Annotated in this window: 6 protein-coding genes; 1 reads left to right on the plus strand and 5 read right to left on the minus strand. The window is 59.5% G+C overall.

Annotated features, from left to right (window positions below; translation table 11 throughout):
- Window positions 1–4: 4 nt before the first annotated feature.
- From hyfE to DCH402_RS07090, 5 genes are read right to left on the minus strand one after another with little or no spacing between them, the layout of a single operon-like run.
- The gene (gene hyfE / locus DCH402_RS07070) at window positions 5–655 is read right to left on the minus strand and encodes a hydrogenase 4 membrane subunit (protein ID WP_012770393.1); all 651 of its coding nucleotides are present in this window, start codon (window positions 653–655) and stop codon (window positions 5–7) included.
- Between the two features lie 9 nt (window positions 656–664).
- Window positions 665–2,104: a hydrogenase 4 subunit D gene (locus DCH402_RS07075; RefSeq protein ID WP_040000483.1), complete on the minus strand. Its 1,440-nt coding sequence runs from the start codon at window positions 2,102–2,104 to the stop codon at window positions 665–667.
- A gap of 16 nt (window positions 2,105–2,120) precedes the next feature.
- Entirely contained in the window at window positions 2,121–3,068 is a 948-nt protein-coding gene (locus DCH402_RS07080) for a respiratory chain complex I subunit 1 family protein (protein WP_040000484.1), read from the minus strand.
- Window positions 3,069–3,080: 12 nt separating this feature from the next.
- The gene (gene hyfB, locus DCH402_RS07085; protein ID WP_081642208.1) at window positions 3,081–5,135 is read right to left on the minus strand and encodes a hydrogenase 4 subunit B; all 2,055 of its coding nucleotides are present in this window, start codon (window positions 5,133–5,135) and stop codon (window positions 3,081–3,083) included.
- On the minus strand, window positions 5,135–5,761 hold the full coding sequence (locus DCH402_RS07090) for a 4Fe-4S dicluster domain-containing protein (RefSeq protein WP_040003460.1): 627 nt from the start codon (window positions 5,759–5,761) through the stop codon (window positions 5,135–5,137). The genes hyfB and DCH402_RS07090 overlap by 1 nt, the downstream gene beginning before the upstream one ends.
- A 410-nt stretch (window positions 5,762–6,171) precedes the next feature.
- Between DCH402_RS07090 and hybG the strand changes: the two genes are divergently transcribed.
- Window positions 6,172–6,447: a hydrogenase maturation factor HybG gene (gene hybG, locus DCH402_RS07095; protein ID WP_040000485.1), complete on the plus strand. Its 276-nt coding sequence runs from the start codon at window positions 6,172–6,174 to the stop codon at window positions 6,445–6,447.
- Window positions 6,448–6,544 lie beyond the last annotated feature (97 nt).

The following is a 6,544-nucleotide window of genomic DNA, read 5'->3' on the forward strand; positions in this document are numbered from 1 at the left end:
GTGATTATCCTTTCAGCGCAGTCAATTGCTGAACATCCAGCGTGTGCAGCGTGCGGTGGATTTTGCGCGCCATCAGCGCCATCACGATGACGGCGAAAATGGCGTCGGTCGCGATGCCGATCTCCACCAGCTCCGGTGCGCGGTAAGCCAGCAGCGCCAGCGTCAGGTGGGCGCCGTTCTCCATCAGGCAGTAGCCGAACACCTGTTTGAGGATGTTGCGCTGGCTGACGATACACAGCAGGCCAATCAGGAAGTGGCCGAGCGACACCGCCAGCACCGGCTTGAGGTCATTGACCATCGGCAGTTTCACCGGCGAAACGGCAAAGTAGCTTAGCAACACGATAAGCGTGGCGATCAGGATCAGCGTGGCGGTGCTGATCACGCCGCCGTCGGCTTTCGGGTCCGCCAGCCGACGGAACGCGAAGCCCATGATGGCCGGCACCATCACCACTTTGGTGATGAAGGCGGTCAGTGACCACAGATACAGTTCGTGGGAGCCGAGCAAGCCGCCCAGGGCGATAAAGATCAGCACCAGCACCAGCGACTGCAATGCATACAGCGCGGCGGATACCGTGGGTTTTCTGGCGGCGATCACCAGCAACGAGGTGATGATCAGCAAACCAGCCAGATTATTGACGAGAAGCGATCCAGTCATGGGAGTTCCTTATTTCAGCCAGAGTGCGGCGATAACGCTGGAGCACAGCGACATCACTATCAGCACCAGCAGCACCAGATTCATCGACATCGGCACCGGCGTCGCTGACGCCACCTCCTCGGACGGCTCGCCCGGTACGGTGCGGCCAAACCAGAAGAGGAACCAGGCAAAGCTGGCGACCGATTCCACCAGCACGATGACCAGCAGCGGCAATAACCACCAGATGTCGTTGGAGAGCGCAAATCCGGCGGCGAACAGCGGGAATTTGCTGAAAAATCCGTTGAACGGCGGCACACCGGTGATAGCCAACGCCGCCACGCAGAAACCGATGCCCAGCAGCGGCAGGCGCGCCATCATGCCGCGCAACTGCGGCAACATGCGGGTGCCGCAGCTGTAGCTGAGCGCCCCGGCCACCAGAAAGAACAAGCTCTTGGCGTAAGCGTGGTTGAAGATGTAGGCCATCCCGGCGTCAAAGGCCATGCGCGAACCGAAGATGGACAACGACAGCGCCAGAAAAATATAGGCAAGCTGGGTGATGGTGGAGTACGCCAGCAGTCGCTTCATGTCTTTTTGCGGCAGATACATCAGGAAGCCGTACACCAGCGTGATGGTGGCCATGATGACGCCTACCACGCCGATAACATGTGGCACCTCGACGGCAGACAGAATGGCGCGGGCAAAAATATACACGCCGACTTTCACCATCGACGCGGCGTGCAGATACGCACTCACCGGCGTCGGCGCTTCCATCGCGTCCGGCAGCCAGACATGCAACGGCAACTGGGCCGATTTGCCCCAGGCGGCGAACAGAATGCCGCTGAATACGATGATTTTGCTGCTGTCGTCCAGTTGCGCGATGGCGCTGAGCGCGAAGGTGCCGGTCGAGGCGAACAGCCAGGCGGCCGCCAGATACAAGCCGACGGAAGCGACGTGGGTCACCAGCAGCGCTTTAAGTGCCGAGCGCAGTGACTTCGGTTTCTGGTAGTAGCCGATCAGCGCCCAGGAACAACCGCCGGTGATTTCGAAGAACAACAACTGACCGAGCAGGGTGGACGACAGCGTCAGCCCGGCCATGGCGCCGATAAATACCAGCAGAAACGCGTAGTAGCGATTACTGCCGTCGTGTGGGTGTTCGCGATTGCCCAGCGTCAGGTAGCCGCAGGAATAGAGGCTAACCAGAAAACCGAGCGAGACCACCGCAAAGCCGATCAACAGGCTGATGCGATCGAACACGAAACCGAACAAATCTGCCTGGCCGTACCGATAAAGCGGCACGACCAGATCGGTTTTGCCGCCGTCGAAGTAACGCCAGGCCAACAGCGCCATACCAAGCGTCGCCAGCAAGGCGAACAGCGTACACAACCCTTTGGCAAGGCGTTGCGGCGCAAAAGCTATCAGCAGCGCGCCGAGAAACGGCAGCAGCAGGGTGGCAAGAGCAATATTCTCCATGATGGATGCCGACTCCTTATAATCCAGTCAGGTAGAAAACGAATGCCAGCGCCGCCACACCGAAGCCGAGCCAGGTCACCCGGCCGGTCAGCAGGAAGCGCCCGCGCGCCAGGCTGTTTTCGATAATCGCGGCGATGACGAATACCACCACCAGCTTGATGAACAGCGCCAGCGCGCCCCACAACAGACTGACGGCGGTCAGCGTTTCCGCTTTGCCGAACGGCACGAAAATCGACAGGAACAGGGTGGCGACCACCACCTGCTTAAGGCTGATGCCCCATTTCACCAGCGCCAGCCCGGCACCGGCGTATTCGGTCAACGGCCCTTCCTGCAGTTCCTGTTCCGCTTCCGCGACATCGAACGGGATTTTGCCCATTTCGATAAAGGTAGCGAAGGCGCAGGCCAGCAGCGCCAGCACGGTGGCGGTCGGCGATACCCAATGGCCGCTCGCCAGCTTGACGCTGATGTTGCCGATGTTGGTGGAGCCGGCGACCAGCGCCACCACCAGCAGCGCGAGCATCAGGATAGGCTCTACCAGAATGCCGAGCGTCAGTTCGCGGCTGGCGCCGATACCGGCGAAGGTACTGCCGGAGTCCAGGCCGGACAGCGAAAAGAAAAAGCGAAATACCGCGAACAGGTACAGCAGGGTGATGACATCTCCGGCGGAACCGAACGGCGAAGCATCGGTCATCGCCGGCAGCGTCATCGCCACCAGCAGCATGGTGCCGAGCAGGATGAACGGCATCAGGCGAAACACGCCGCCGCTGTGCTCGGGCGCCACTTCCTGGCGTCGCAACAGTTTGACGATGTCACGATAGTCCTGCAGCACCCCCGGCCCTTGTCGGGAGTGCATTTTGGCGCGGAGCACGCGCGACAGGCCGGACAGCAGCGGTGCCGCCGCCATCAGCAGTACAGCCTGCAACAGCGCGCACAACAGCGGAAAAATGAGTGAAACGTAAGTCATGTTCCGGTCTCCTTAAACCAGAGTGACCAGTAGCAGGGCCACCAGCGCCGCCACCACATACAGGCAGTACACCCGGAAATCGCCGTGCTGAATCCATTGCACGGCACGGCTGATGCGCTGCACGGCGCTGACCACCGGCATGACCACGTGGTCATCCCAGACGGGTTCGGCTCGTGCCGCCGCCAGCGTGGTTTTTTCCAGTGCCTGTTGCATCGCCGGAGCCGGATCGAGGGTTTTTCGTACCCGATAGAGCGGCGCGAACATCACCCGCAGCGGCTGGGTAAAGCTGCCGGCGGAAGCCGACATGGCTTGCTCATAGCCGTAACCACAGGCCCAGGGCGTGCCTTTCTGACGGAAACCGAGGCGCGGGCCGCGCAGCAGGCTGTAGAGCATCAGCGGCAGCAACGGCAGCGCCAGCAACAGGATGAAGATCAGCGGGGTATTGAGGCGGGTCTGCTGGCTGTCGCCGGGGAAAACCCCCAGCCCTTGCGCCATGGCGACTGCCGGGGTCTGTGCCAGATCGGCCGCGATGCGGGTAATAATCGGCGAAACCACGCTGGCACCGATACCGAGCAGCACGCACAGCAGCGCCAGCAATAACATGGCGAGCGTCATCGGCCAGGGCACTTCACGGGCGTGGGTGGCTTTCTCGCTACGCGGCGCGCCGCAGAAACTGATGCCATACACCTTGACGAAACACATCGCCGCCAGCGCACCGGTGATCGCCAGCATCACGATGGCGATCGGCGCCGCCAGGCGTAAACCAATGCCGCCGTCATGGCTGAGGGTGAACAGCGACTGATAGGTAAACCATTCGCTGACAAAACCATTGAGTGGCGGCAGGGCGGATATCGCCATACAACCCACCAGAAACGCCAGCGCCGTACGCGGCATCAGCCGTGCCAGCCCGCCCATTTTTTCCATGTCTTTGGTGTGGACGCGGTAAATCACCGCACCGGCGCCGAGGAACAGCAACCCTTTGAACACCGCATGGTTGAGCAGGTGATACAACCCGCCCAGCAGGCCAAGCAACGCCAGCAGCGGATGGTGGGTGGCGATGCCGATCATGCCGACGCCGACGCCCATCAAAATGATGCCGATATTTTCTACCGTGTGGTACGCCAGCAGACGCTTGATATCATGCTCGGCCAGTGCGTACAGCACACCCAGCACTGACGAAACCGCGCCGAATGCCAGCACGACGACGCCCCACCAGGTTTCCGTGGCACCCAGTAAATCAATACCGACTTTGATGATGCCGAACACCCCGATCTTCACCATAACGCCCGACATCAACGCAGAGGCGTGCGACGGGGCAGCCGGGTGAGCGCGCGGCAGCCAGCCGTGCAACGGCAGCATCCCGGCTTTGGCGCCGAAACCGAAAAACGCCAGCAGGAACACCACCGAAGCCTGCGGCGCCGATAGCGAAGCATGGCGGAAATCGGCGAAGTCGAGGCTGGCGCTGTGGCGATAGAGCAGGAAGAACGCCGCCATAATCAGTACGGAACCGGCATGGGCAATCAGGAAATAGAGCAACCCGGCGCTGACGGCTTCGTCATCCTGATCGGCGATCACCAGGAAGTAGGAACTGAGCGACATCACTTCGAACAGCACAATGAAGTAGAAGGCGTTATCCACCACGACCAGCGCCACCATGGAGGCGACAAACAGGTTCATGAAGAACCCCATCGCCCAGGCGCCACGGCCACGGTACTCCTCCAGATACGCCAGCGAATACAGTGCGGATACCGCCACCAGCAGTGAAATCACCAGCGTCATAAAGGCGGCGAGTGTGTCAAAGCGCAGCGTGAGGTGGGCAAAGGCGTCAAACGGGCCGTCGAATACGGCGGTCAGCGCGCCGCCGCCCAGCAGTACCGGTGCCGCGGCCAACACCCCGGCGCAACCGCCCGCCAGCGCGCACAGCCCACTGAGGCGGATCGCCAGCGATTCCCGGCGGCAGCACAGTAATGAGAACAAGGCGCCCGCCAGATACAGCGCCAGCGACAGGCCCAACCATTGTAATGGCGTGATCAATTGTAATGGCGTGATCAATTGCCATGGCGTCATCATAGGTTTTGCTCCCTGTCAGCCCCGGCAGGGGGAAACGGGACGTTGCCTTGCGGCCATTCCGCCGCCTGACGGCGTTTAGCGGCGATAGCATCGTCCAGCGTGGTGTCATCCACCAGATACAGCGCGCGGGTCGGACAAACGCGCACGCATTCCGGCCCTTGTTCGCGGAAGTCGCACAGATCGCATTTCACCGCAATGCTGCGCACCCCGGCATTCCATGCCAGCATCGGATGTACCGACGGCAGGCTTACGGGAACATCAGACAGCAGTGTCAACGGAATGTGTTGATCAAATGCCGTCGGTGTGGCCAGCGGCGTACTGCCGGATGGCGTAATCGCGCCAAATGGACAGGCGATGGCGCAGAGTTTGCAGCCGATACAGGTGTTTTCATCCAGCAACACGGCGTTGTCCTGATGCCTGATGGCATTGACCGGACAGACCTTGGCGCAGGGGGCGTCTTCACAGTGACGGCATAGCACCGGGGCGGTACCACCGGCGTCGCGCTCAACGGTCAGTCTCGGATGAGATTGCAACCCGGCTTGTCGGTGTACCTGCGTACAAGCCGCCATACAGGTGTTGCATCCGATACAACGTGTTGGCTCCGCAATGACGAAGCGGTTCATAGCCATACCCTCCAGGGTGATAGAAATGTTTCCTGCGCCGGAAGCATATTCCATGCCATAAGAAAAATATGGGATTAATGGTATTTAAAATCAGTGTGTTATTGTTTTTGTGAGATGAGGGAATGCCCTGGGGAGCATCGTCGCTCGACATTAGTGTCGATGTTTTTCGACGGATAATTACGCCGATGTCGTCACCCTCGACAGAGGGATAACTCATCATCGCATACGGGGATTTCTCGACACTTTTGACGAACAACGCGGCTTTTCGTGCGTAGCCTCTTTTGTTAGTTACAACATACTATCTGGTTATTACCGCTAAAGGCACAGGCGGAGCTGGATCATGTCGGCTGGCATTAAACTTGCTTAAGCTACGGGTAGAAACAGTGACGTTAACGAACAGGATGGGTGTTATGTGTCTGGGAATTCCGGGGCAGGTGGTGGAGTGGGCATCAACGGATCATCAACTGGCGTGGGTGGATGTGTGCGGCGTGCGGCGTGAAGTCAATGTGGCGCTGGTGCTGGAAGAGGGGCAACCTGAATCGTTGATAGGACAGTGGGTATTGGTACACGTCGGTTTTGCCATGAGCCGGCTGGACGAAGAGGAGGCGCGCGATACGCTGGATGCGTTGCGGCAGATGGAGGAAGTGGAGTCTGATGTGAGCGATTTTTTGAACCGGTCGATTTGAAAGGGGAAAGTTTGTAGGGACGAATATTGAATAATGAACAGTTATACATTTCTATAAATAGTTAATTTATTTGACATGGGTACCGCTATAAAGACCA

It is taken from the genome of Dickeya chrysanthemi NCPPB 402 (assembly GCF_000406105.1).
GTDB classification, from domain to species: Bacteria; Pseudomonadota; Gammaproteobacteria; order Enterobacterales; family Enterobacteriaceae; genus Dickeya; species Dickeya chrysanthemi.